Genomic DNA, 26,216 nt, shown 5'->3' with positions numbered 1-26,216 from the left:
GATGTCTGAAAAAAATGTAAGCCATACAAAATGGATGAAAAGAGCAATTTTTTTGGCTTCTTTAGGCAAAAATACAACAACTCCTAACCCTAGGGTGGGAGCGGTGATACTTGATAAGAATGGAAGCCTTATTTCAGAAGGGTTTCATTTCAAGGCAGGTATGCCTCATGCAGAGGCAATGGCTTTTAATAATTTAAAAAAGGATGCTAAAGGTGGAACAATGTATGTCAATCTTGAACCTTGTTGCCATCAAGGTAAAACACCTCCATGTGTAGATAAAGTGATATCCTCTGGGTTAAAAAAGGTATACATATCTATTGAAGACCCTGATAAAAGAGTCTCTGGTAAAGGGATTAAGCTTCTAAAAGAAGCTGGAATACAAGTTCACTTAGGATTATGTAAAAAAGAATCCTTAGATCTAAATAAGGCTTTCATTCATAGGAATATTACAAAAAAGGCATTTGGTGTTCTTAAATGGGCAATGAGTATAGATGGAAGAATAGCTTTAAAAAATGGAAATAGTAAATGGATTACCAATGATGAATCAAGGTCATTAGTTCATTCTTTTAGAGCAGAATTTGATGCAATAATTATTGGGGGAAACACATTAAGAAGAGATAACCCACTTTTGACTACTAGAGGTTTCAAAAATCCTGAGCCTTTGCGAGTTGTTTTCACAAAAAGTCTAGATCTCCCTTCAAAATCTAATGTCTGGGATTGCAGTAAGGCAAAAACTTTAGTTATTTATGATTCTTCTACAGCAAATGAAAGCTATCTCTCAAGGATTCCGAAATGTGTGGAGGTTGAAAAGGTATTATCAGATAATCCAGTGTTAATTTCAAAAATACTTGCAAAAAGAGGCTGTAATAAGGTTCTTTGGGAATGTGGCCCTGGATTAGCTACTGCCGCTATTAAATCTAATTGTATTCAGGAACTTATTACTTTTATTGCTCCAAAAATTTTAGGTGGAGAAAATAGTATGAATCCCCTAAGTGATTTTGAATTTAGGGAAATGCACGAAATCATCAAATTAAGTGATTCTCAGTTTAGTTTGATCGGAAATGATATATGTGTTAAGAGTTCACTTAAAAATCACTTTTATACTTAATTTTTATGGGTCAAAGTACCGTACGGTTCTTACCCAAAAAAAAGATTACAGATACGGAAACTCTTCGTTTAGTTTATAATAAGTTCAAAATTGATCATAACTATGCCAATAAGACAAGATGATAATCAACCTAATAGAAGATTTGGAATTGTAAATATCATTTTGATAGGAGTTGGAGCATTACTTCTATTTAGCAGCCTTTTCCCTAATCAAAACATGCAAATCCCCAGGGTTCCTTATTCTTTATTTATAGATCAGGTTAATGATGGGGAAGTTAAGCGTGCATACATTACTCAAGAACAAATTAGATATGAATTAAACGGAGCTGAAGAAGGGGCACCTTCAGTTTTAGCAACAACCCCAATTTTTGATATGGATCTTCCACAAAGGTTAGAAAGTAAAGGGGTTGAATTCGCAGCTGCTCCTCCAAAAAAACCTAATTTCTTCTCTACCATTTTGAGCTGGGTTGTTCCTCCTTTAATTTTCATCCTTGTTTTACAATTTTTTGCAAGAAGAAGTATGGGAGGTGGTGGTGCCCAAGGAGCTTTAAGTTTTACCAAAAGTAAAGCTAAAGTTTATGTACCTGATGATGAATCAAAGGTGACATTTGCTGATGTTGCGGGAGTTGATGAAGCCAAGGATGAACTAACGGAGATAGTTGATTTTCTAAAAAAACCTGAGAGATACACAGATATCGGTGCGAGAATACCTAAAGGTGTACTTCTAGTGGGACCTCCAGGAACAGGAAAAACTCTACTTTCAAAAGCTGTTGCTGGAGAAGCAGAAGTTCCTTTCTTCATTATTTCTGGTTCTGAGTTTGTTGAACTTTTTGTTGGTGCAGGTGCAGCAAGAGTCAGAGATTTATTTGAGCAAGCTAAGAAAAAAGCTCCTTGCATTATCTTTATTGACGAATTAGATGCTATTGGTAAAAGTCGTTCAGGGTCAATGGGAGTAGTTGGTGGGAATGATGAGAGGGAACAAACATTAAACCAACTACTTACAGAAATGGATGGGTTCGCCTCAGCGGATAAGCCAGTTATAGTTCTTGCTGCTACTAACCAGCCAGAAGTACTTGATGCGGCTCTTCTGCGACCAGGAAGATTCGACAGACAAGTTTTAGTTGACAGACCAGATCTATCAGGTAGAAAAACTATTTTAGAGATTTATACAAAAAAAGTTAAACTCGCAGATTCAATAGATTTAGATTCAATTGCTCAAGCTACGAGCGGATTCGCAGGAGCTGATTTAGCTAACATGGTGAATGAAGCTGCTTTACTTGCTGCTAGGGCCAAAAGAAAAAGTGTAGAACAACAAGATTTAAGTGAAGCAATAGAGAGAGTTGTGGCTGGTTTAGAAAAGAAAAGTCGAGTTTTGCAAGATGATGAAAAGAAAGTGGTTGCTTATCACGAAGTTGGTCATGCAATTGTGGGTCATCTTATGCCTGGAGGTTCTAAAGTCGCAAAGATTTCGATTGTACCAAGAGGTATGAGTGCACTTGGTTATACTCTTCAATTGCCAACAGAAGAAAGATTTTTAAATTCTAAAGAAGAACTAAAAGGACAAATAGCTACACTTCTTGGAGGAAGATCTGCTGAAGAGGTTGTTTTCGGAAAGATTACAACCGGAGCATCAAACGACTTACAAAGAGCAACTGATATAGCCGAACAAATGGTAGGAACATTCGGAATGAGTGATATTCTTGGTCCGCTTGCGTATGATAAACAAGGCGGAGGCCAGTTTCTTGGAAATGGTAATAACCCTAGAAGGTCTGTTAGTGATGCTACTGCTCAAGCAATCGACAAAGAGGTAAGAGATTTGGTCGATGATGCCCATGAAACTGCACTCAATATTTTGAGAAATAATTTACCACTTCTTGAATCGATTTCTCAAAAAATTCTTAAAGAAGAAGTTATAGAAGGGGATGACCTTAAATCACTCTTGGCAGAGAGTAAAATGCCAGCATAGTAAAATCTAGATACAACTAGAAATATCCATGATAAAACCAAATAAGCTTGCTAATAACAATTTCCTATCAAGCTTGGATTTATCAACCGATGAGGTTTTTCATATTCTAGAACTTGCAAATAATTTCAAAAATAAAAAGATAAATATTGATCTTAACAATAAAGTTTTAGGATTAATTTTTGATAAGTCATCAACTCGTACAAGAGTTAGTTTTCAGGTTGCAATGACTAGGCTGGGTGGTACCACTATTGACCTTAATCCTACAACATCACAAATAAAGAGAGGAGAGCCAATTAAAGATACTGCAAGAGTTTTAAGTAGATATTGTGATGCTATCGCAATTAGAACATTTGATCATTCAGATTTGGAAGAATATGCAAAGTGGTCCACAAAGCCAGTTATTAATGCTCTTACAGATTTGGAACATCCATGTCAGGCCTTAGCTGATTTCTTGACAATTCAAGATGAATTTCATGATTTTAAAGACGTAATTTTAACCTTTATAGGTGATGGTAATAATGTTGCAAATTCTCTTATTTTATGTGGTGCATTATTAGGAGTAGAAGTTAGGATTGCGAGCCCTAAAGGTTATGAACCTAACTCTTTGGTCATTAAAAAAGCATACGAAATATATAATAATAAGGATTTATTAAAAATCACTAATGATCCTATTGCTGCTGCAAAGGGAGCAAATGTTTTATATACAGATGTTTGGTCATCTATGGGGGAAGAAAATCATAAAGAAGAGAAAGATAAAGACTTTATTGGATTTACCATTGATCATAATTTAGTAAGAAATGCTGAAAAAGATGCAATTATTCTTCATTGCCTCCCTGCATACAGATCTAAAGAGATAACTGATGAGGTTTTTGAAAGTAAAAAAAATAGAATTTTTGATCAAGCAGAAAATAGATTGCATGCTCAACAAGCACTTTTATCTTGCCTTCTAAACTAGGATTACTTGCAAAATACTTAATAAAAGGGTACAAATGTATTAGAGTACATTTGTTTTATGGAAGATTTTTCGGGGGATGATCTTACCCAAGCTCAAAATGAGCTTTATGGATGGATAAAAGAATATATGAAAGCCTTTCAACATAGCCCATCCATCAGGCAGATGATGCAAGCTATGGGATTAAAATCTCCCGCTCCAATTCAAAGTCGTTTAAAGCATTTACAAGAAAAGGGATATATCTCATGGCAAGAAGGTAAAGCAAGAACACTGCAAATAGTAGATGAAATTATTGAAGGAGTCCCAATTATGGGCGCAGTCGCAGCTGGAGGTTTAATTGAAACTTATTCTGATGTTCAAGAGAATTTAGATATTTCTGAAGTTTTAAAAAAGAAAAATGTTTTTGCTCTTACAGTTAACGGGGATTCTATGATAAATGCATGTATCGCAGATGGAGACATGGTGTTGATGCAGCCAATTACTGATTTCTACTCTCTCAGGAATGGAACGATTGTTAGTGCGATGGTTCCTGGCTTAGGAACAACATTAAAATATTTTGTTAAGAGAGGAGGAAAAATATTTCTTGAAGCAGCAAATCCAGCTTATGAACCAATTGAGTTAAATGTTGAAGAAGTTGTTTTTCAAGGTAAATTGTTAGCCGTTTGGAGAAAAGTTTAATAATTATTTTTTAAAATCCTAGACTTAAGTTAAAGACTTAATTTATTTCAGAACCATTTTGTAATTTATATTTATCTACTTCGCTTCTTGCAGTTCAAAATTTTTAGAGAAATACTGAAATACCAAGAAGATAAATTAATTTAGTGAACCGATTTACAAACCTCATATATATATTTTTTGAAAAGATTTATATTCTATTAACTTTTATATTGTTTTTCAATATTTAGCCAACCAATAATTAGGTTTTCATAAACATCCAAAAATTTGCTTATTTCTGATATTGATTTTTTGCTTAAATTGCTGGGATCACTTATTAAAATAATTTTTGATGAGCTATTTAAATTACCTAAAGAATTTGAATTTACTATATTTAATTTAAAATTTTTTGGAAATAAATTATATGTAGATTTGATTTCATTATTAAAAAATGAATCTTTATTTAAATAAATAATATTGCATGCTTGTGTGTTTGAAACTTCAATTAATTTTTTTAATATCAATTCGTTTAAAGTTTGGCTATTTTCATAAATTTTACCGAGATATTTAAATTTTAAATAATCCTTCAAAAAATCATTATCATGAATTGAATCACTTTTAAATTCCTTAAATTTGGCAATCAAAAAACTTGCAATTAAAGAGATTATAAAAGTTGATAAAACTATCGATTTTCTTTGAGGTGAAACTCTTTGATCTAATAAAGTAGGTTCCGAAATAAGTTCCCATGGAGATTCTTTTCTTACTTTTTCTAATTCTAATGCCAGAAGTCTGCCCTCAATATCCTTGAGAAAACTTTCATCTCTACTTGCTGTTCTTTTCAGAACTCTAAATTCTAAAAGTATTTCATTTGGTCTTTTAAGAAACTCTTTTAAATTATCTATATTAGTTTTTAAGGTCGATAATGTTTTAGAGTTACTTTTTAGAACTGTTGAAAGATCAATATATTCAGATTCAAGTTTTTCAAGCATTAAAAATAGAGAAGAGTATCTTTGACCAGCTCCTGAATTACTAATTTCATCCTTATTAGAAATAATATTTTGCGTTTGAGAAGAAATATTTTTGTCATTAAAAGTTGTATCTAGTTTAACGAAACCATCGATAGCTCCTAAGCCATTAGTAATAATAAATTCATTTAATCTTTTTAATGATTCATTTGATTTTTTCTTAAGTTGCTCTTCTTGAACCTTTAAGTATTTTATGCCATTAACCAAACTCGTTTGTCGATCCTTTTTTGAGTAATTTTGATATTTTGAAGATATGATTTTAAGGGTTTTGAGAATTAATTCTTTATCGGTGTCGACATAGCTAATATTAAGGATATTTGTATTTTTTTTAAATTGTACGACAAGAAAAGTTTTTCTCCATTCTTTAAAACTTAAATTATCAATATTATTAGAGGTATTCTTTTTCTCTTTTTTAACAAAATTATAGACTGATTCTAAAACTGAAGGACTGCTTAATATGGCTTCTTGTGATTTTGTTTCTGATACTCCTGTCATAGCAATCTTTGGAAGTCCACTTATTGAATTCAGAGCATTTATTTTTGTAGAGTTATTATTATTTCTATTTTGTTCAACAACTATTTGAAATTCCCCTTTCCATACAGGAGTTCTAGTTAATGAATAAAATATAGAAAAAGATGTTGCTATTGAAGTTAATGAAATAATTAAATTTTTCTGTCTTGTAATTCTATTAAAAATTTTTTTGAGATCTATTAAATCATTTCCATTATTTTCGAAATTTTGATTGAGATTATCCTTAGAATTTGAATACATAAATTTAATCTGTAAATATTTTGTAGTGACTATATCCTGAAAATTTTAGATTACTTATTTCATTTAATAATGAGCTTGTTTTGCATAATAAAGATCTTTTTAGATTAATAAAATCTCTCTTCATAAGAAGGGGATTTTTATAATAATTTATTTGAGCATTTTTATCTATTATTTCTATCATGTTAATTTATATTAGTACAACCTACTTAAATATTTTTAAATTATACTATAAATACTTTTACTTTACCAATAAAAAAAATTATGGTATTTTTATAAAAGTTGACATTTTAAAATTAAATATTAAAGAATTATTTATAAGATAATTATTAAATTAATTAAAAAATGAAAAGAAAAATAATAAATTTGGAAATTAATGAAATATCTCCGGAAATATTAAAAAACTACATCTCAAGCAAAAGAAATATTAACAAAGTTATTTCTAAACTTTATAAAAATAAATTATTAAAAATTTATACAACAAAGGCTCTTGATGTTGAGAAAAAAAAATTGTATCCTTCTCAAACTTGGGCTTCATTTCATACAGGAAAACCTTTCAGTGAACATAAATGTTATTGGTATTCAGATTCTCTGGAAAGCAATTATCTAATTTGGGATAAATTAGCCTCTAAAAATAAAAGTGTTGGAATAATAAGCTCTATTCATTCTTCAAAAGTCCCAAATGATTTAATTGAAAATAAAAATTTAAAGTTTTATTTACCTGATTGCTTTGGAGATAAGGAAATTACTAAACCAATTAAATATAAAGAATTTAACTCCTTTAATAATTCACTTGTAGGAAAATCAGCAAGAATAACTGGTCTTAAAGCTATTTATAAAAGTTTATTCAAAAATATTTTTTTTATTCTTAAATCCCCTAGCTCTTTTGGGATCTCTTTTTTTAGTATAAAATTAATTATAAAAATATTATATTATGCAATAAAAAATAAGAATAAAGAATTTTTAAGAATGGCTCAGTTCCCATTAATTGCTTCTATTTATTTTGACTTAATTAAAAAATTTAAACCTGATTATTCAGCTATCTTTAGTAATCACATAGCTGGGAATATGCATAGGTATTGGTATGCTCATGATACTTCTTCTTTCCTTGATAAAAACAAATATCCTAAAAACTGGATCAGGAAAAATGCAGATGCAATTAATATTTCAATTGATTTGCTTGATGACTTTTTAGGATTAATAATTAAAAGAAAAGTTTTTCAAGATTTTACTATTTGTATTACTTCATCTATGGGCCAAGAGCCTAATCCAGACTTTGACAATAAATATTTATCAAAATATGATGGAAAAATAGTTAATATGGAGATTTTTTTAGAGAGTCTATCAACCTATTTAAACAATACTCTTGATTTTACATTTAAATTCAATATTGAAAGGAATATGGCACCACAATATGGCTTTAATTTTCAAGGTAACGAAAACTTGGATTTAGACTTGGTCAAGTCCCATTTATGCCAATTCGTTACAGAAATAGGCTTGAAAAATAAGGTTGATAGAATTTCCAACTCTATTGTTTTAACTCTTGATCCTTCTAAGGATTCGAATTTACAAAATAAATTCAACCTAAATGAAGCAAATAAAAATTATGAAAAATATGGAATAAAGTTTTTTGCTGTTGAAGATCATCATTCTGGATCACATACTCCAGAAGGGTTACTAGCTCTAATAAATCCTTCCGATGTTCTTCAGAATGAAATTGATAATGTTATTGACGAAAAAGAATCTCTTAACTATCTAGAATTTCATAAAATAATATTATCTAGTATCTAATTATGCGAATAGTTGATGTCAGTATGTTTTTTAATGAGATTAATTTATTAGAAATTAGACTCGAAGCACTTGTGGACTATATTGATCAATTTATTGTTATTGAATCAAATCAAACATTTAGCGGAAAATATAAGAAACATATTTTGCCAGAGCTTTCTAATTTAAAAAAAAGATATGGAGACAAATTAAAAATAATTTCTAGAGATGAAAATTTTTTAAACTATGATCACTTACTAGATAATCTTTCTAAAAAAAATAATAATTTTTCAAAGAAAGAATCAAGTTACTTGAAGAAGATCATGATCGATCATAACCACTATGACAAGTCTAAAATAAATCTTCTTTTAGATTCTTTTCAAAGAGAAGCTTGCTCTATTTACATTGATAGATACACAGATTCAAATGATTTAATAATTTTTTCTGATGCTGATGAACTTCCCGATAACTTAAATGAAGTTCATAATTATTTTTCAGGTAATAAATTAAAACCAATATCTTTGAAACAGCATGAATTTTGGTACTATCCGAATATTTTTCATGATTCAAATTGGGAGGGATCCATAGCAGGTTATTCAAAAGATTTGAAAATTAAATCATTAAATTGGTTTAGGATAAAAGATAAATCAAAAAGAATAAATACTATTACTCTTCCAACAATTAATGGCTACCATCTAACTAATATGGGTGGAGTAGAAAAACTAAAAGAGAAAATAAAAAATTGGACTCATCAAGAATATAATAATTTTCATATAATGCTTTCGCTCGAAGAGAAAATTATTTCAGGAGAAGATATATTTATGAGATCTACTGGCACGGTTACAAAATTAATAAAGTTTGAGGAGTTTTATTCAGATAAATATAAAATTGCCATAATAAATAGTTCATTGCCTAAGGCTAAATTATTGAAAGAAAAAAGTTCAAATAAATTTAAGAAATTTCTTAATAAAGTTATTCTTAAATTTTTTAATTTTTTTAGGTAAATTAAATATTTAATTACTTAAAAAGTTAATCTCTTTTCTTATTTCGTTCGATAATATTCTTGCCCAATAAGAAAATGTGCTTTCCCTTAGAATAATACATTCATTACATAGAGCTAATATTATTAGATCATATACTTCATCTTCACAATCAATTATGATTAGTTGATTATTGATAAACCTTACTAAAAAGTCTATCGCAGTTTTTTGGGAATCTGAAAATAATAAAAATTTGTCTTTTTGATTTATTTTTTTTAGTAGAGATTTAATATATTTTATTTCAGATTCTTTTGGAAGACCTTTGTCGCCAATTCTGAAATGAATAGATTTCATTTTATTTATTGATTTAAATTGGAGGATTATTTTGTTTTTCTGTTTTTCACTTAAAGAAGATATTAATAATTTAGAAATCTTTTTTTTAAAATCTAAACTTATATTTTTATGATCTTGAAAGTAATCAAATTTCTTTTTAAAGGATTTAGAATTAAATGACTTAAAAAATCTATATTTCAAAAGAGAAAATGGAGAATTAAAAAAACTCAAATTTTGAGAAAGATTTTTGAAAATATGGCAATATCCATTTCTTCTGACTCTTTTTCTACTAAAAAAAAATATGGAATAATTCTTATACCAAGATTCATTAATTAAAACTTTTTCATAATTTATAGTTAATTGATAAGCATATGAAATTATCCATAATTGGTTTCCCAATCCTCCCATTAAGAAAACCTCTGGTAAATAATTTAATTTGATAGAAAGATTTTTATTTTTTAAATTCATTTTAAATTTTTTAATCTAAATTCTTTCTAAGATTAAATTTTTCAATTTTCCCTGATCTCAATTCAAATATTTGATCATAATTATTAAGTGTAGTTAATCTATGCGCAATAGATAGAATTGTTAAGTCAGGATAGTTTTCTTCAATATTTTTTATAATTTTTTTTTCTGTTTTTGTATCTAGAGCACTTGTTGCCTCATCCAAGAAAATAATACTTTTGGTTTTAAATAAGGCACGAGCTATACCAATTCTTTGTTTCTGACCTCCGCTTAATCTGATACCTCTTTCCCCAACTTTTGTATATATTCCATCGTTTAATTCGTTTATAAAATTTTCTAAATTAACTACCTTTATGATTTTTCTAAGCTTTTTTAAATCTTCTATTCTTAGATCATTCTTAAAAGTAATATTTTCCATAATACTTGCATCCATTAGAAAAATATCTTGTGGGACATGAGCTATTTTTCTATACCATTCTTCGATATCAATCTCAGATTTATCATAAGGAAATAGTAATTTATTATCAATATAGATTTCTCCTCCTGATGGATTTAATATGCCCATCATGATTTTAATTAGTGTTGATTTACCGCAACCTGTATTGCCTACAATTCCAATTTTCTCACCTTTGTTTATTTCAAATGTAATATCATCAATTATGGTAATTTCATTATGATTGCCATAAAAGTAACTTAAGTTTTTTATTTGTATATTCTTATTGAACTCAAATTGATTCTTTGAAGATACTGAAATATTTTTAGGTTGAGATATTTTTTTATAATTTGCAATAACTGAATTGAAAGCTGAATTATTTGCTTGTATGGCAGCATATGATGCAAAAAATTGGTTTATTGAAGGTAATAACTTTTGACCGCCAATTGCAAATACGCCAAGTGAGGGTAAGAAATTTTCATATCCTGAATCTAATTTTTTTGCAAATATAAAAGATATTAAAAGACAGCTAACAATTACAATTGGCTCTACTATAAATTTTGGAGAAAGACCTATGAAATTAATATTTCCATATGTTTCCCTTAATAATTTTTCATTATTATTATATTTATCAATATATTTGTTTTTTAATCCGTATAAAATAATATCAAGAAATCCAAAAGAAGTTTCTTGTAAAATATTTATTTGTTTAGTACCCGATCTTGTAATTATTTTGCCATATTTATTTGTAAATCTTATAGAAAAAAAATAATAAACTAAATATATTATTAAAAATATAAACATTATTATCCAAATAATACTCCCGTTTATTTTATAAATAGTAAATAACAAAGAAGCTGAAATTGTTATCGAAGTGGTTATGTTAAATATTCCATCAATACTTTCCCTAACTCTCTCCATTTCCCTTGTACATACATTAATTAAATAATCACTTGACTTTTTAATATGATTTTCATAACTCTGGAAAATATTTTTTTTATATAAATTCATTGCAATTTCATGGCAAATCTGAGCTGATACACGCGTCATTATCCATAAATTATGTAATCTTGTTACCCCAGCTAGAATTACTGCTGAAACGAAAATGAAGAGCTTTATGGTTATTGAGTCAAAGTTGATTAATATGTTATTTGCCAGATATATTTCTAATGAGGATTGTGTATTTAATGCATTGCTGCTTGAAAGATCTTTTAGGAGAGGAGAAATTGAACTCACGCTGAAGGTCTCAAATAAGGCTGTTATTATTAAAATAAATAGAAAATATAAAAGTTTAATAAACGTTTGTTTTTTTAATTTCGATAAAATAAAAAGTATATTTTTCATTTATCTATAAAATTAGTAATATTTAATTTGAATTTCATAATAACCAATAAATAATAACACTAATCTAGCTTCAAGGAACCATTGGTATAGTTATCAGAAAATATTTTGCAGGTTTTTTTGATTCCATCTTCTAATTCAATTTTTGATTCCCACCCTATTTTTTTCATCTTTTCAACATTTAGTAATTTTCTTGGAGTACCATCAGGTTTATTCTTTTCCCAATAAATTTCCCCATTAAATCCAAATTTTGATGAAATACTCTCGGCAAGATCTTTGATTGAAATATCTTTACCTGTGCCAACATTTAAATAATATAGTTTGTCACCGTTTTCTTTTTTAGGCGAGTTAAAATGATCTGGATCCCATTTCTCTAGAGCAAATAATACTGCTTCGCCTAAATCATCTACATGAAGAAATTCTCTCATTGGTGAGCCTGTACCCCAACAATTTACAGTTTTTTCGTTTTTTATTTTGGCTTCATAGAAACGTCTTATTAGCGCTGCAAAAACATGGCTACTATTAAAACTATAATTATCTCCAGGACCGTATAGATTTGTAGGCATTAAAGTTATAGTATCGAAACCATATTGTTCTCTTAATCCCTCACAGAGTTTTATGCCTGCAATCTTTGCTATGGCATATGAATCATTAGTTGGTTCAAGTGTACCCGATAAAAGTTCTTCCTCTGAAATAGGTTGATTGCAAAATTTTGGATAGATGCAGCTGCTACCAAGAAATAAAAGTCTTTTAACTCCTGTTTTAAAAGCTGATTCAATAACATTTGTTTGAATTTTAATATTTTCAAGTAGAAAATCAGCAGGATAATTATTATTTGCTCCTATCCCACCCACTTTTGCTGCAGCAAGAATTACTATAGTTGGTTTTTTTTGTTCAAACCATGAAGAGACTTCTAGTTGATCCAATAAATTTAGAGATTTCCGAGTCTCAGTAATTAATTCGCCATTTAATTCTTTTTGCCCATACCCCTTTTTAATTAAAGCCCTACAAATTGCTTTACCTGCCATTCCATTATGTCCAGCAACAAATATCTTTTCTGACTTATTTATTAGATTCATATAAGTATTTGAATAATCTGGATTGATGTGATTGTAATTGATATGAAAATTATTCTTTTAAAATCTGAATTAATTATTAATAATTTCTTTAAGTAAATAAAAATACAAAGATAAGTAGAAAGTTTTTTAAATAATTATCTTTTTACTTTGGCTTAATTATCTTTTAATATTATGTTAGTTTGTATAATATTTTAAAGGTAATACTTAATTAAATTTTAAATAAAAATAAGAGAAATGGGTTTTGAAGCAAAAAATCAACCAATGAATGAATTCCCAATACTTAATCCGGAAGAAGGAATACCTTTATTTTATCCATTTGTTGCTCCCGAAGCATTTAAGGAAGTTGAGGATTCACTTAATTCAAGGTGGATTGGCCAGGGACCCAAAGTTGATTTATTCGAAAAACAGTTTCAGAAAAAAATTGTACCAAATAATTTTCCTGTTGCAGTTGGAAGTGGTACTGATGGCTTGCATTTGGCTTATATTTTGTCTGGAATCAAAGAAGGAGATGAAGTTATAACTCCAGTTTTTACATGTACTGCAACTAATTTGCCTCTTCTCTACATCAAAGCAAAACCTGTTTTTGCAGACATAAATCCACTAACAATGAATATAAATGTTGATGATATTGAGCATAGAATTACAGAGAAAACTAAAGCTATTGTAGCTGTCGATTACGGTGGAGTACCTGCAGATTATGAAAAATTGAATAAAATTTGCGAAAAATATCAACTTAAATTAATAGGAGATTGCGCTCAATCGATTGGAACTTTATACAAAGGCAGACCCATTTCAGAATATTGTGATTTTACCGTTTTTTCATTTCAAGCCATTAAAACAATTAGTACTTCTGATGGAGGAATGCTTGTTTTGAAAAATTATGGGGATTTACCTCTAGCAAAAAGATTGCGCTGGTTCGGTATAGATAGAAGCGAGAAACAAAAAGGTATATGGGAAAATGATGTTTTTGAGATAGGTTATAAATACCAGATGACAGATATTGCAGCATGCCTTGGGATATCTTCTTTGAAATATTTTGAAAAACTTGTTAATCATAGAAAAAGTATTTTTGAAATTTATTTAGAAAATATCTCTAATAAGCAAATAAATTTAATTAATACACCTGATAAAAATGGAACTTCAATATGTCCATGGTTATGCACAATAATTGTAGAAAATGGAAGAATTGATCTCATGAATAAACTAAGGGAAAAAGGAGTGGAGACTGCACAGGTTCATTATAGAAATGATCGTTATTCTGTATTTGGGAGTAGAAAAAAAGATTTACCTAATATGGATTATTTAGAGGATAAGTATTTGGTTTTACCAATACATCACAAGGTTTCTATTAATCAAGCTATGGAAATATGTCAATATATAAATGAATGGCAGTATTAATATTTACTTTAAATTTTTTTTATTTTTCTTTTTTATAAATTGAAATGAGATCAATTACTCAAAATTTTTAGTTGCTAGTAATTCAACTTCTCTTCTTTTTCTAAATATAAATAATGATAAAAAACCCAAAAAATATAGTAATATTCGTTCTATTTTAATAGGTAAATTTTTTATTATAATTTCAGAAACACTTTTTAATGGTGTTATTGATTTGGAATAAATTACTTCAAAATTATTACTTAATAAACAATTTTTTAATGAATTGGGAGTATAAGGCCTCACATGTGTATAGTCATCATAAAATTCAAATTTAACTTTTTCAATATCAGGAGTTCTAATAAATATTAAGCCCTCAGGACTTAATATTCTATACATCTCTGAAATGAAACTTTCTGTATTTTTAATATGTTCAATAACGTGAGAGCATATGATAATATTCGCTGAATTTGATTCGATCATTGAGAGTTTATTCTCAAGATTTGCTTTAATAATTGAACCTCCAAGTTTCTCTATATGATCTTTAAAAGTGTAATTTATATCAATACCTGTATAGTTTAATTTAACACCTTTGTATGTATTAGAAAAAAAATAATTACATGGTCCACATCCAATATCATAAATATTAATGGCTTTTGGTTTTTTATTTAAATAACTTGAATTATTATTATTTTTAATAAATAAATTAATAATTTTTACTAGATAAAGAGAATCAAATTCAAATTGAGGTGAGACACCTCTAAGAAATATTTTCGCAAATTTTGATCTTTTTTTTCTTTTAGAGATTGCCCCCCCCATTGAGAGAATTTTTAGATAATTTCCCATTCGTAAATGTTTAGGGCTTTTATTTTGCTATTAACCACAGTACTAAACTTCTAAAGCACATTAAAACAAAATTAATAATTATTAGATTTTGTTGATAATTAAAAATTTGTTTTTAAAGAATTTAAAGGCTAATAAGTTTTGTAATTATTTTAAAAGTGCCAACGAATTATTAGGTCATAAAATAATTTAAAGGTAGGAAATATTTTTGCAATCAATTTGACCTTTGTATCCATTATTAAATAATAAAGTTTCAGAGAGAATGATACCTCAAAATATTTTTTAGAAATAATTCTTGTTGGTTCATTAAATTATTGAATTGTTTTATAGCAGTTATACATTTAATTATATTTTTAGCATTCAAAGGTAGGTTCATATTTGCATCAGTCCTACCTTGATTTTCTGAGTATCGGGGGTTACTTTAGTGATTGATTTTTCTTTGGATTCTTTCCTTATGACTGATCTGATTTTTAAAGTAAATGCGGAATTTCTTTAAAACAGAACCAGAAAGCATGCTACAACTTGTAAATCTCTAGGTACATTTTTAAGGTGCAGATTTCAAGAATCAAACTCTATAAAGTACTATAGGAATTACGGAAGTTACTAAATAAATCTTTAAATAGATTGATATAACTGACGTTTTACGATTTGGGGCCATAGCTCAGCTGGTAGAGCACCTGCATGGCATGCAGGGGGTCAGCGGTTCGAGTCCGCTTGGCTCCATCAGATATTTCAGTCGTTATACCTATTAGTTTGAACCATAATACATAAGAATATGCCATGTATTTTAGTGTATAAATAAAATCAAGGAAATATTAGAATTAATTAAACTTACTAGAAAAAAAATCTAGAATTGTTGAAGCAAAAAACCAAAACTTAGCAGGTATTGAATAAATTTTTCCGTGAAATCCAAAGGAGGGCCTTAGAAAATCAAGGAAGTTTCTAGGCTTTTCCTGCGAAAATCTTCTAGCCACATTAACTGGTGACCATTGATATCCTTGAGCTTCAAGTGTCTCTCTATGTAAAACAGAAAAAAAACCGTCTTCGTGCGCATTTGTAAAATCTTTATCATCCTTTAGTCCTAATCTTGTGGGCGCTTCTAATAACCTTTTTGATCGAAGACTAAATCCCCCATTTCCTACATTTTGAAATACTCCATACTTGTCTAAACAATAGGAAGGATCTTTTTTTACTTGTATAAATGGTGCACCAATATAATCATACAAAAGGAAAGAGTCACTCCACATCCATTTACACATTACCGAACCGTCCCACTGCACTATTAAGCACTTGTCTTCTTTAATATATTTATAAAGTTCATATATTACAAAATAATTGTAATCATCATGACTATTAATAGGTTTAATCTTTACTAACTGAATTTGACTATACTCTTTACAAGAGAAATCAAAGCTATCTACTTTTGAGGTTAAAAGCATTGCAGAAGATGCATTAAGAGCTTTTAATGTCCTGTTAATAGACGTTAAAGTTTTCTTTAGTCTAAGATCACTTATCGCAATAATTTGAAGAGGAATTTTATTTTTACTCATTTTCAAATAATCCTAAGTCTTCTATTTTACTGATTACTATGAGTAAAAGGGTGTATTCAAATAGATAAATAATGTGCACAAATAAAAGCTAAATTAAAAGTTACCTGGTATTCTGGATCCTTTCCTTGCAGAGATATACCAAACTCTACCCCCCCAGCAAGGCTGGGCATATTCTTCTTCAACAATAAAACCATTGTCTTTGATAATTTTCATTAACCCTTTAAAAGTAGGGTGAAATACGTGCACATCCTTCTTCCATTTATTTATACCAACTAGATTTAGAAGTACTTTTATTATTTGCTTAGACTCATGAATCACTTCACTTATAATTTTGTTATTGCCTTCTTTACTCCCTTCAATGGATATCCCAATTAGCAAATGTCCTCCTGGCTTTAAAAGTCTCCATGCTTCCATTAATGCTAAGTCTGGAGAATGTACATGATCAAGCATCGATCTTAAATGTAGCCAATCAAATGAATTAGAAATGAATGGTTGAAACTCTGCATTTGCATATATTAAGTTTAAATTTTTGGAGAGACATTTATAGGATTCTAATTTTGCCTTAGGCTGAATATCTTTTATGTTAATAAAAGGATCTGTTGAAATATATTCGTCGGTTTCATCTAAAAACTCTCTAAGTGTACCAATACCTCCTCCTACATCAAGAATGCGGCCTGATAATTTAAATTTCTCATAGATCACTCTATCATTTCTTATTTCAGTGAGATAGTGTTCATTTTTAAGGTCTTCGTTATTTACATCGTCTTCATAGATATTTTGACCATACTTCCAAGTTGAATAGCCAATTGTATTCTTCATCAAAACTCTAGCATCTATTACGCCATTTAAAACTGAAAAATAAGATTTATTCTCTTTATTTTTAGTTACAGGACAAGCTAGAATTTCATGTACCCAGGGTTCCAAAAGTTTTAATTATAATAATTGATTATAGTATCATCAAAATTTAATCATATCAACGCCATTTTTAAATATTTACTACTAAATTTGAATCAATTTAGAATCTAGAAGCTGTTTTTTATTTAAAAAATGTAAAAAGTATAATGAGCAGTCGTTTAGATCACAAAGCTAATCAATTTCTAAAAACCAAGAATATCGCCTGATCTTAAATATGAAATTGTAAAATCTTTGCTCAACCCTCATCTTTAAATGTAAATAAAGTACAACAATAAAAGGAGGTTGAGTATAAGAATGTTTTTTATACACATATTTGTATTCTTTTCTTATTAGCTTTTTTGTTTCATCAGATCTTTTCCCTCTAAGTAAACTACTGAACTGATCGGAATGAATCTCATTTACTACGAAGACATTGGATATACTTAATGGACTGCCAAATTTGTTGAAAAGTGTTTGATAGTAATCAGCATCTAAATGCATCCAAGTCATCGGGTCGAATAGTGGTACATCCTTGTTTAATATTGTTAATGAGCTTGGAGATCCAATAGTGTTTAAAGTTAATATATTTTTTTGATAATAAGCTTTTATTGGCCTGTAAATTTTATTCGAAGACTCATTAACATGTAGTGCATTATTTATCGCCCAAGCACATTTATTGATTATCAGAGAGTCGTGTAATTTATCTAGGCAATATTGATCAAAAAAATAATCATCAGAAAATAATATTTTAATCCACTTCCCATTACAGAATCTAATTGCATTGTTAACATTCTCTTGGATAGAACCTCCTATTTTCTCTGCATTTATTATGGTTGTACCCTTTAACTTGAGATCTTCCTTTAAGATATTAAAATTATTCTGTGTACTTATAATTATCTCATAATCTTCAAAGTTTTGATTCTTTATAGATTGAACACATCTAACAAGTTGATATAAAGAATATTCATTCCTATAGTAAAAGGGAATTGCTATTGAAAAAAAATATTTTGAATTCATGTTTTAATGCTTTGTAAAACTATATCATTTGTATATTTTTAATTTCTTGATAAATTTCTAACGAAATACAAAAAATGCTTTTGGTAAGAAATTATTATGATAATTTCATTTTTATGGTTGATTAATAACTAAATTTTATTTGATTATCCATCAGAAAATGATTTTAATAAGATTTCCATAATTTACCTTATCATCAAAACTTATTATTATTGAGCTATAAGAAATAAATTATCTAATTTCATAATTTATGTTCTTGAAAAAAAATTTGAACATCCTCTAAATCTCTTAATTATTTTTTTAAGTCATATTGAGAACATTTAATTAATTAATGAAATTTAGGTACCCTAAATTCATAAAGAATTCAAATCACTAATAAGAGAAAAATAAAAAATTAATTATCCAATTTTTTAAATAATAAATTTGCATATATCGTTTGGTTTATTTTATCTTTATCTACACTTGCATATTGAGAAGGTAAGATTGATTTAAAGATGATCTCATATTTATTTTCTTTCATAAAACTAATTAACTCATCATAAGATCTAATTATTTGTTTGCCCTTGAAACCAGTATATTGATTAGAAACAAAAGTTTTATTTATTGATAAAGGGGTATGAGTAAAAAAAATAAATCTACTTGAATAAAGATAAAGATTTAAATTATCAAAAAAATTATCAATATATTGAGATGATGATCCAAAAATTTGTAGATCAAATTTTTCTTTTTTAAAATCTTTTTCTTCGTTTGTTATTGTTAAGTCAAAATTATTTGAAATATCTATTTTGTTCTTACTCTTTATAAAAGGATCAAATATAGTTATTTTTAATTGACTAGTATTTATTTTGTTTATTACATTACTCCAAGGCAAAATGTTTGAGCCATAGTCTAAAACTTTTATTTCAGAGTTATCATCAAACTTTAATATTGCTAATAACAAAATATCATGAACATGATTATAAAAACCTTCTTCTATAAAATTAAATTTATTTTTTTCATTATGAACTATTAGTTTATTTGCAAGTTCTTTAAGTTCTTGATTATACTTAGACCAATAAGTCATTATATGAAAAATTAAGGAAATAAATAAAGATTATCAAAATATATAGATTTTTATTCAAAAAATGTAAAACGTATTTTAAATCTTATCATAAAAGTAAAATTTAATTTTGGAAAAAAAAATAAATTCAAAATATAGTGTGTTTGGTGGTACAGGATTTGTTGGCAGCAATTTTTGCAGAAAATTCAATAAAAATATAATTTTACAAACAAGAGATGAAAGGATACCTAAGACTAATAATATTCTTTACTTAATAAGTACAGTCCATAATTTTAATATTTTTGAGGATATAAAATTAGATGTAGAAACAAATTTGTCTATTCTTTGTGAGGTTCTTGATAATTGCAGAGATGAAAATATAGTATTTAATTTCATAAGTTCTTGGTTTGTATATGGCGATTGTGCATTACCTGCAACTGAGGAGACTTTTTGCAAACCAAAAGGTTTTTATTCAATTACAAAAAAGACAGCTGAAGATTTATTAATTACATTTTGCGAAACATATAATTTAAAATATAGGATAATACGTTTGTGTAATGTACTTGGCGGAGGCGATAAGAAAAATTCACTCAAGAAAAATGCCATTACATATATGATTAATCTATTAAAAAATAATAAGGATGTTTTTTTATACCACAATGGAAATCAATTAAGAGATGTTATGCATGTAGATGACGTTTGCGATGCTATTCAATTAATTTGTGATAAAGGTAATTACAATGAGATTTATAATATTAGCAGTGGAAAACCTACAAAAATCAAAGAAATTATTTATTTAGGTAGAGATTTATTAAATTCAAATTCTATAATTATTAATAGAGAAGTTCCAAGATTAAATAGTGCCTCAAATATAAAAGACTTTTGGATGGATAATTCAAAGCTATTAAAACTTGGATTTAAGCAAAATTATTCTCTTCAAGAAACTATTCAAGATTTGTGCAGTAATAAATATAATTCGATTTTTACTTAAAAATAAATTTTTACTGTATTTCGAATATCTTTAAAAAAGATTTAGCAATTCTTAGAACATAATATCTATAGTCAATTTTATTTAATTTCTTTATGATTCTTTTTATGAAGTTTTTATTTTTTTATTGTGTGATTATTGTTAGTACTATTAAAAAGAAAATAAAAAAATTTATTAAGGATTTCTAATTTTTTCTATAGTTATAACCTTATTAAAATAGAGTAAATAATTATTATCAATAATATATATGGTTATATTATTTAAAAAAAAATAAAATCTTATGTCAAATTATAAAAAGGTTTCTGTAATAACTCCTACCCATAATCCAAGTCTTTATCTACTTGATACTATTTTATCTGTACAAAGACAAGTACTAAATCAAGATAATATTCTAATTGATCATTTCATAATAGATGACGGTACTAATAATCCAGAAAGTTTGGAATTTTTAGATAGGATAAGTAAAATTAAATCAATTAAACTTTTTAGACAAGAAAAAAAAGGACTTTCTTCTGCATTGAATAGAGGCATTAATCTTCTTAATTGTGACTATTTTGTACCTCTTTATTCTGAAGATGTGATTAATCCATGTTTTGTGAATGTTCTTATTACAGAATTAATTAAAAGTAAATCTAATAAAGCTTTTGCTTATTCTAACTGGGCTAAATTTGGTAAATCTAACAAATTTTTTAAACTAAATAACCTTAATAAATTTAATAAAAAATTTTTTGAATATATTCCTAAAACCCTACTTATGCCTTTGGAATTAGCATCTAATTATAAATATAATGAAACTATTTTAGAAGGTTTTGAAAATGCAGATTTAATAATACGTTTAATGCTCGATGATTGTATTGGATTGTTCTCAAATTTTACTGGTTTCTACAATAGGAATTACAATGATAATGTATTGAATAAATTAAACAAAAATTCAGAATTTAAGAAATACTTCCAAAAAAAATATCCTAAATATTATTCAAAAGTTTCTTTGGAAAAAAATAACTATATTTTTTCTAAAAAATCTATTAATTTTCTTGAGATGAATATTTCATTAATTATTAATGACTTTAAATTGAGTTTGGACAATAAATGATTTTAGTTGACTTAAAAGATGGCCAAGGTTTAGGCAACCAATTATGGCTTATTGCTTCGGGAATTTTTATTGCTAAACAAAAATCAAGGCAACTTGTTATAAGAAATATTGATCAATTTTTTGCAAAAGATTTGTTAACAGATAAATTTTTTACTGAAGTGCAAATGTTCGATCCTAGTCTTTTAGAAAAAGAATGGTATGTGTTTAATCCCTTCCCTTTTATAAATACAAAATTTAATGAATTTCTATACTTTAGAGAAAATGAGAAATTTCTAGATTTGTTTGATATGTATGAATATATTGAGATAGAAGGAAACTATCAATCAACTACTCTTATTAATACTCCAAAAATACTTAAAGATTATTTTGATTTTAGTAATAACTTAAGATTAGAAAATTTACCAGCTGATTTATGTTTAATAAATGTTAGAGGAGGAGATACTTTGGGTCTTTTTAAAACGCCTTGTGTACATCTAAAGTATTTTTACAGATGTATATCTACTCTAAAAAAAGATTATCCAAATATTAGATTTAAAATTATATCTGATGATTATGAATTCTCAAAACTGATTTTACCTGATTTTGAGATCATAAAAGGTGGGATAGCTGAAGATTTTATGAATTTGCAAAATGCAAACTTTTTAATAATTTCACATAGTAGTTTCGCCTTTTTTCCTGCTTATTTATCTAATACAAAAAATCTCGTTTTAGCTCCATATGGTTGGGGATCATCCAAAAGAATTACTGAAAATCATTTTTGGCAGGGACCTTGTAATTTCTATGAAAAATTTAATTTTGTTAATAATAACGGAGAAATTATTAAAAATATAACTTACTATCAGACTGTTTTTAACTCAAATAAAGATTTAATCCCGCCTTCAAAACCAATGCTTTCTAAGAGGAAGTTTTTAAAAATTAAAGATGTAAAAAATACATGGATTGGAAATAAAATTGGAATAAAAAAAGATGATAAGGCAACTTTAAAAGATAAAATTAGAAGATTTTTAACTTTGAAAATTTGGCTTTTGAGAAGAAATTTTTATCAAATTACAAATAAATATTCTCAATAAAAAATTTAATTTTTTGGTGTTGAGCCTTTTGCATTTAATATAAGCTTTATAGTTTTAATTAAAATAAGAATATCTAGAATAAAAGATCTATTTTTTATGTAAAAAAGATCATAACTTAATTTGTTTTTTGAGTCTTTTATTGATGCACCATATGGATAATTAACTTGAGCCCAACCACTCAATCCAGGCCTTATGGAATATCTAAGAGAATAATGAGGTATACTTTTTTTTAATTCTTTATCAATAGATGGTCTTTCAGGTCTTGGGCCAATTAAGCTCATCTCTCCTTTTATTACTGAAATAAGTTGTGGCAATTCATCAAATCTTAATTTCCTTAAAAGAGTACCAATTTTAGTAATCCTTAGATCTTTTTCTTTGGCCCATTGAGGCCCTTTTCTTTCTGCATCTACTCTCATTGATCTTAATTTAATAATGCTAAAAATCTTTTCATTTTTGCCTACTCTTTTTTGAGTATAAAAAATTGGCCCTCTATCATCTAAAAAAATTAAGATCATAGAAGTTAGGATTATTGGAAAAGTTATAATTAATAAAATTAAAGCTAAAAGAATATCTCCTAATCTTTTTATCCTCATTTCTATACTTTGAAACTCAGTTTTAAAAAGTCCTTTAATTATATCTGAGTTAGTTATTGCAAAGCTAGGTATTCTTTGAAGATACATTTCACACCAATTTAAGGTCGTTATAACTTCAATACCTATATTTTGAAAAAAAATTAATTTTTTTGTTATTTCTTTTACAACTTCTTCAGGATTATCAACTATGATTCCATTAACGTTTTTTTTATCTATTTTCATTATTTCATTAATAGGTTTGATAATATAATTCGAGCTCTGATTTTTAAATTCTTTTATTACTAATTTTGCTTTCTCTTCATTACCTATAAAAAAGAAATTATTTTTTTTGAAAATATATTTATGGAAATATTGATTTAAAAAATTTGTTATGAGAAAACAAAAGGAAACATAAATTGTAAAAGTTATTGTAAATTTCCTTATAAGAGAAATTTCAGAAAAATTTGAAGAGTAATTAATTGATATATTGTAAAAAGCAAAACAAAATGTCAATAATACTATATGAATTAGTATTCTTCTTAATATAGATTCTTTAATAAAATCATATCTTCCAAAAATATAACTAAGAGATGTCCAAAAAAATAAATTGAAAAATAGTATGATCCTATATTCTGAATTTATTGTCCCATCAAAAATAATATGCGCAAAAAATAAAAAATATAAAAAAAAATCAAATATAAAAGAAAAAATAATTTTCTTTCTATATCTAAGCCAGGGGTAACTTAATTTTCCTAAAATCATTCCTAAAAGTTTTAGAAATATAGGTAATTTGTTTTTGTTTTCAACTCTTAACTATAGTCCAAATTTTTATTTTTGCCAAAAATTATAAAATTTTTAATAAAAAAATTTTTTCATTCTATTTAAATTTTATTTATTTAAAAGTTGACCACCAATCTTCATTTTCTAAATACCAATTAATTGTTTTTTCTAATCCTTTAGTTAATTCAATTTTTGGTTCCCAATTTAGTTCCTTCATTAATAATGAAGAATTAATTGCATATCTTTTGTCATGTCCAGGCCTGTCCTTTATAAATTTAATTAGCTTAGTACTTGAATTTTTAATAGAGATTTTTTGCTTTCTATCAAAAATATTACAGATGTGATTAACTAAATCTAAATTACTTATTTCATTATTTCCTCCAATACAATAACTTTTACCAGGTATTCCTTGCTTTAAAATTTTGCAAAGGGCATTGCAATGATCACTAACATAAAGCCAATCTCTTATGTTTTCACCATCTCCGTATATTTCAATAGAATTTCCTCTAATTATATTTATTATTGTCAAAGGGATAAGTTTCTCAGGGAAATGAAAAGGTCCATAATTGTTAGAACAATTACTTACAATACATGGAAGATTGTATGTGTTAAACCAGGCTTTTACAAGATGATCAGAGGATGCCTTGCTTGCTGAATAAGGAGATCTAGGATTATATGGAGTGCTTTCACAAAAAGGCTTTTCATTTTTTTGGAGACTTCCGAAAACTTCGTCGGTACTTATTTGTAGAAAACGATAATGAGTTGGTTTTCCTTTTTTTTTCCAATAATTTTTAAAAACATTGAGTAAATTATAGGTGCCTAATATATTGGTTTCTATAAAATCAGAGGGGTTTTCTATAGAATTGTCAACATGACTTTCTGCCGCAAGATTAGCTATATGAGTGATTTTATATTCTTCCAATATTTTTGTTATCAACTTTGTATTTGAAATATCTCCCTTAAAAAATGAAATTTTATTATTATCAATTAATTCTTTAATGTTTTTTTTATGTCCTGCATATGTCAATTTATCAATTACTACAATTTTATCTTCAGGGAAGTTATTACTTAAATATTTCACGAAATTACTTCCTATGAATCCAGCTCCTCCAGTAATAAGTAATGAAATATCCACTTTGAAATTTTAAAATTTATTATATGGTATTTTTATTTATATTATAAAAGTTTCTTTTAAATGTAATAACAACTTCTAAATTCATGTTTACTAAGCTTTTTGGAGTTTTAAATTTTTCTGTATAAATCCATCAAATATTCACCATATTCATTATCTCCATAATTTTTTGCAATTTCGTAAAACTTTTCACCTGAAATCCAACCTTTATTCCATGCGATTTCTTCTGGGCAAGATATTTTGAGTCCTTGCCTTTCTTGAAGCGCATATATATATCCAGAGGCTTCATAAAGCGAATCATACTTACCTGTATCAAGCCATGCAACTCCCTTATCAAAAATTTCAACTTTAAGAGATTTTTCTTTTAAATAGAGCATATTTAAATCAGTAATTTCAAGCTCTCCTCTTTTTGATGGTTTTAATGATTTGGCTTTTTTTACAACCGAGCCGTCATAAAAATATAATCCAGTAATAGCATAATTACTTTTTGGGTTCGAAGGCTTTTCAATTATTTCTAAAGCATTCTCATTGTTATCAAACTCAACAACTCCATATCTTTCAGGATCTTTTACTTGATAAGCAAAAATCGTCCCCCCAGTTTTCTGTTTGGTTATGATTTTCATCTGTTTAGATAATGAAGATCCGTGAAACAAATTATCGCCTAAGATTAAAGTCACTGGTTGATCACTAATAAATTTTTCACCTATAAGGAAGGCTTCTGCAAGACCTCCTGGATACTTTTGGAGGGCATATTTTATATTTAAGCCAAAATTAGAACCGTCTCCAAGTATTTTTTTAAAAGATGATTTATCTTCTGGCTTACAAATTATTAAAATTTCTCTAATGTCACCTTGCATTAATGTACAAAGTGGATAAAAAATCATTGGCTTGTCATATATAGGTAAAAGTTGTTTGCTTACGGCTTTCGTCAGTGGGCTAAGTCTCGTCCCATTTCCACCTGCTAGTATTATACCTTTTCTATTGATGGTCATATTTT

General features: G+C 27.4%; 22 protein-coding genes and 1 tRNA gene. 11 read left to right on the top strand and 12 right to left on the bottom strand.

What is annotated here, in order from left to right; genetic code table 11:
* The first annotated feature begins 1 nt into the window (after position 1).
* The 4 genes from ribD to lexA all read left to right on the top strand — a co-directional run bounded on the left by ribD (position 2) and on the right by lexA (position 4,703).
* Positions 2-1,108 (top strand): bifunctional diaminohydroxyphosphoribosylaminopyrimidine deaminase/5-amino-6-(5-phosphoribosylamino)uracil reductase RibD, encoded by a 1,107-nt coding sequence (gene ribD / locus HA149_RS07115; RefSeq protein ID WP_209114364.1) that lies wholly within the window; start codon positions 2-4, stop codon positions 1,106-1,108.
* A 102-nt stretch (positions 1,109-1,210) separates the two neighbouring features.
* On the top strand, positions 1,211-3,073 hold the full coding sequence (ftsH, locus tag HA149_RS07110; RefSeq protein WP_209114362.1) for an ATP-dependent zinc metalloprotease FtsH: 1,863 nt from the start codon (positions 1,211-1,213) through the stop codon (positions 3,071-3,073).
* 28 nt (positions 3,074-3,101) lie between these two features.
* Positions 3,102-4,028: an ornithine carbamoyltransferase gene (gene argF / locus HA149_RS07105; protein ID WP_209114360.1), complete on the top strand. Its 927-nt coding sequence runs from the start codon at positions 3,102-3,104 to the stop codon at positions 4,026-4,028.
* A gap of 57 nt (positions 4,029-4,085) precedes the next feature.
* The gene (gene lexA / locus HA149_RS07100) at positions 4,086-4,703 is read left to right on the top strand and encodes a transcriptional repressor LexA (RefSeq protein WP_209114358.1); all 618 of its coding nucleotides are present in this window, start codon (positions 4,086-4,088) and stop codon (positions 4,701-4,703) included.
* Positions 4,704-4,900: 197 nt separating this feature from the next.
* Here the strand turns inward: lexA and HA149_RS07095 are convergent, their stop codons facing one another.
* Complete coding sequence (locus HA149_RS07095) at positions 4,901-6,475, bottom strand: GumC family protein (protein ID WP_209114356.1); 1,575 nt, start codon at positions 6,473-6,475, stop codon at positions 4,901-4,903.
* Between the two features lie 342 nt (positions 6,476-6,817).
* Between HA149_RS07095 and HA149_RS07090 the strand changes: the two genes are divergently transcribed.
* Together HA149_RS07090 and HA149_RS07085 are read left to right on the top strand one after the other, a co-directional pair.
* Positions 6,818-8,263 (top strand): hypothetical protein, encoded by a 1,446-nt coding sequence (locus tag HA149_RS07090; RefSeq protein WP_209114354.1) that lies wholly within the window; start codon positions 6,818-6,820, stop codon positions 8,261-8,263.
* A gap of 2 nt (positions 8,264-8,265) precedes the next feature.
* Positions 8,266-9,243 carry a hypothetical protein gene (locus HA149_RS07085; RefSeq protein WP_209114352.1) on the top strand — a complete coding sequence of 326 codons (978 nt, stop codon included), beginning with the start codon at positions 8,266-8,268 and terminating at the stop codon, positions 9,241-9,243.
* A 9-nt stretch (positions 9,244-9,252) separates the two neighbouring features.
* On the opposite strand, the gene HA149_RS07080 is transcribed toward HA149_RS07085, so the two are convergent.
* The 3 genes from HA149_RS07080 to HA149_RS07070 form a co-directional block, all read right to left on the bottom strand.
* Positions 9,253-10,020: a hypothetical protein gene (locus tag HA149_RS07080; RefSeq protein ID WP_209114350.1), complete on the bottom strand. Its 768-nt coding sequence runs from the start codon at positions 10,018-10,020 to the stop codon at positions 9,253-9,255.
* A 10-nt stretch (positions 10,021-10,030) separates the two neighbouring features.
* Positions 10,031-11,686 (bottom strand): ABC transporter ATP-binding protein, encoded by a 1,656-nt coding sequence (locus HA149_RS07075; RefSeq protein ID WP_209114348.1) that lies wholly within the window; start codon positions 11,684-11,686, stop codon positions 10,031-10,033.
* A 167-nt stretch (positions 11,687-11,853) separates the two neighbouring features.
* Positions 11,854-12,870: a GDP-L-fucose synthase family protein gene (locus tag HA149_RS07070; RefSeq protein WP_209114345.1), complete on the bottom strand. Its 1,017-nt coding sequence runs from the start codon at positions 12,868-12,870 to the stop codon at positions 11,854-11,856.
* A gap of 234 nt (positions 12,871-13,104) precedes the next feature.
* Here HA149_RS07070 and HA149_RS07065 point away from each other — a divergent pair, with 234 nt between their 5' ends.
* Positions 13,105-14,268, top strand: coding sequence for a DegT/DnrJ/EryC1/StrS family aminotransferase (locus HA149_RS07065; protein ID WP_209114343.1), 1,164 nt, complete (start codon positions 13,105-13,107; stop codon positions 14,266-14,268).
* Positions 14,269-14,322: 54 nt separating this feature from the next.
* Here HA149_RS07065 and HA149_RS07060 read toward each other — a convergent pair whose 3' ends face one another.
* The gene (locus HA149_RS07060) at positions 14,323-15,090 is read right to left on the bottom strand and encodes a class I SAM-dependent methyltransferase (protein ID WP_209114341.1); all 768 of its coding nucleotides are present in this window, start codon (positions 15,088-15,090) and stop codon (positions 14,323-14,325) included.
* A gap of 647 nt (positions 15,091-15,737) precedes the next feature.
* Here HA149_RS07060 and HA149_RS07055 point away from each other — a divergent pair.
* A tRNA-Ala gene (locus HA149_RS07055) sits at positions 15,738-15,810 on the top strand.
* 98 nt (positions 15,811-15,908) lie between these two features.
* Here the strand turns inward: HA149_RS07055 and HA149_RS07050 are convergent.
* The 4 genes from HA149_RS07050 to HA149_RS07035 all read right to left on the bottom strand — a co-directional run bounded on the left by HA149_RS07050 (position 15,909) and on the right by HA149_RS07035 (position 19,608).
* Complete coding sequence (locus HA149_RS07050) at positions 15,909-16,637, bottom strand: DUF5672 family protein (RefSeq protein ID WP_209114339.1); 729 nt, start codon at positions 16,635-16,637, stop codon at positions 15,909-15,911.
* A gap of 93 nt (positions 16,638-16,730) precedes the next feature.
* Positions 16,731-17,561, bottom strand: a complete 831-nt coding sequence (locus HA149_RS07045; protein WP_209114337.1) for a class I SAM-dependent methyltransferase — start codon at positions 17,559-17,561, stop codon at positions 16,731-16,733.
* Positions 17,562-17,723: 162 nt separating this feature from the next.
* A complete protein-coding gene (locus tag HA149_RS07040) occupies positions 17,724-18,548 on the bottom strand; it encodes a glycosyltransferase (protein ID WP_209114335.1) in 825 nt (274 codons plus the stop codon).
* 391 nt (positions 18,549-18,939) lie between these two features.
* Positions 18,940-19,608 carry a hypothetical protein gene (locus tag HA149_RS07035; protein ID WP_209114333.1) on the bottom strand — a complete coding sequence of 223 codons (669 nt, stop codon included), beginning with the start codon at positions 19,606-19,608 and terminating at the stop codon, positions 18,940-18,942.
* 106 nt (positions 19,609-19,714) lie between these two features.
* Between HA149_RS07035 and HA149_RS07030 the strand changes: the two genes are divergently transcribed.
* From HA149_RS07030 to HA149_RS07020, 3 genes are all read left to right on the top strand, one after another.
* Positions 19,715-20,575, top strand: coding sequence for an NAD-dependent epimerase/dehydratase family protein (locus HA149_RS07030; RefSeq protein WP_209114331.1), 861 nt, complete (start codon positions 19,715-19,717; stop codon positions 20,573-20,575).
* A gap of 277 nt (positions 20,576-20,852) precedes the next feature.
* The gene (locus HA149_RS07025; RefSeq protein WP_209114329.1) at positions 20,853-21,665 is read left to right on the top strand and encodes a glycosyltransferase; all 813 of its coding nucleotides are present in this window, start codon (positions 20,853-20,855) and stop codon (positions 21,663-21,665) included.
* Entirely contained in the window at positions 21,662-22,735 is a 1,074-nt protein-coding gene (locus tag HA149_RS07020; protein WP_209114327.1) for an alpha-1,2-fucosyltransferase, read from the top strand. Before HA149_RS07025 ends, HA149_RS07020 begins: the two co-directional genes overlap by 4 nt.
* A 5-nt stretch (positions 22,736-22,740) precedes the next feature.
* Here the strand turns inward: HA149_RS07020 and HA149_RS07015 are convergent, their stop codons facing one another.
* From HA149_RS07015 to rfbA, 3 genes are all read right to left on the bottom strand, one after another.
* A complete protein-coding gene (locus tag HA149_RS07015; RefSeq protein WP_209114324.1) occupies positions 22,741-24,069 on the bottom strand; it encodes an exopolysaccharide biosynthesis polyprenyl glycosylphosphotransferase in 1,329 nt (442 codons plus the stop codon).
* 130 nt (positions 24,070-24,199) lie between these two features.
* The gene (gene rfbB, locus HA149_RS07010) at positions 24,200-25,222 is read right to left on the bottom strand and encodes a dTDP-glucose 4,6-dehydratase (RefSeq protein ID WP_209114322.1); all 1,023 of its coding nucleotides are present in this window, start codon (positions 25,220-25,222) and stop codon (positions 24,200-24,202) included.
* A 107-nt stretch (positions 25,223-25,329) separates the two neighbouring features.
* Entirely contained in the window at positions 25,330-26,211 is an 882-nt protein-coding gene (gene rfbA, locus HA149_RS07005; protein WP_209114320.1) for a glucose-1-phosphate thymidylyltransferase RfbA, read from the bottom strand.
* Positions 26,212-26,216 lie beyond the last annotated feature (5 nt).

The organism is Prochlorococcus marinus XMU1406 (assembly GCF_017696055.1).
GTDB lineage: Bacteria > Cyanobacteriota > Cyanobacteriia > PCC-6307 > Cyanobiaceae > Prochlorococcus_A > Prochlorococcus_A marinus_W.
Note: the sequence above shows the minus strand (reverse complement) of the source record. Positions and strands in the feature narration are given on the sequence as shown.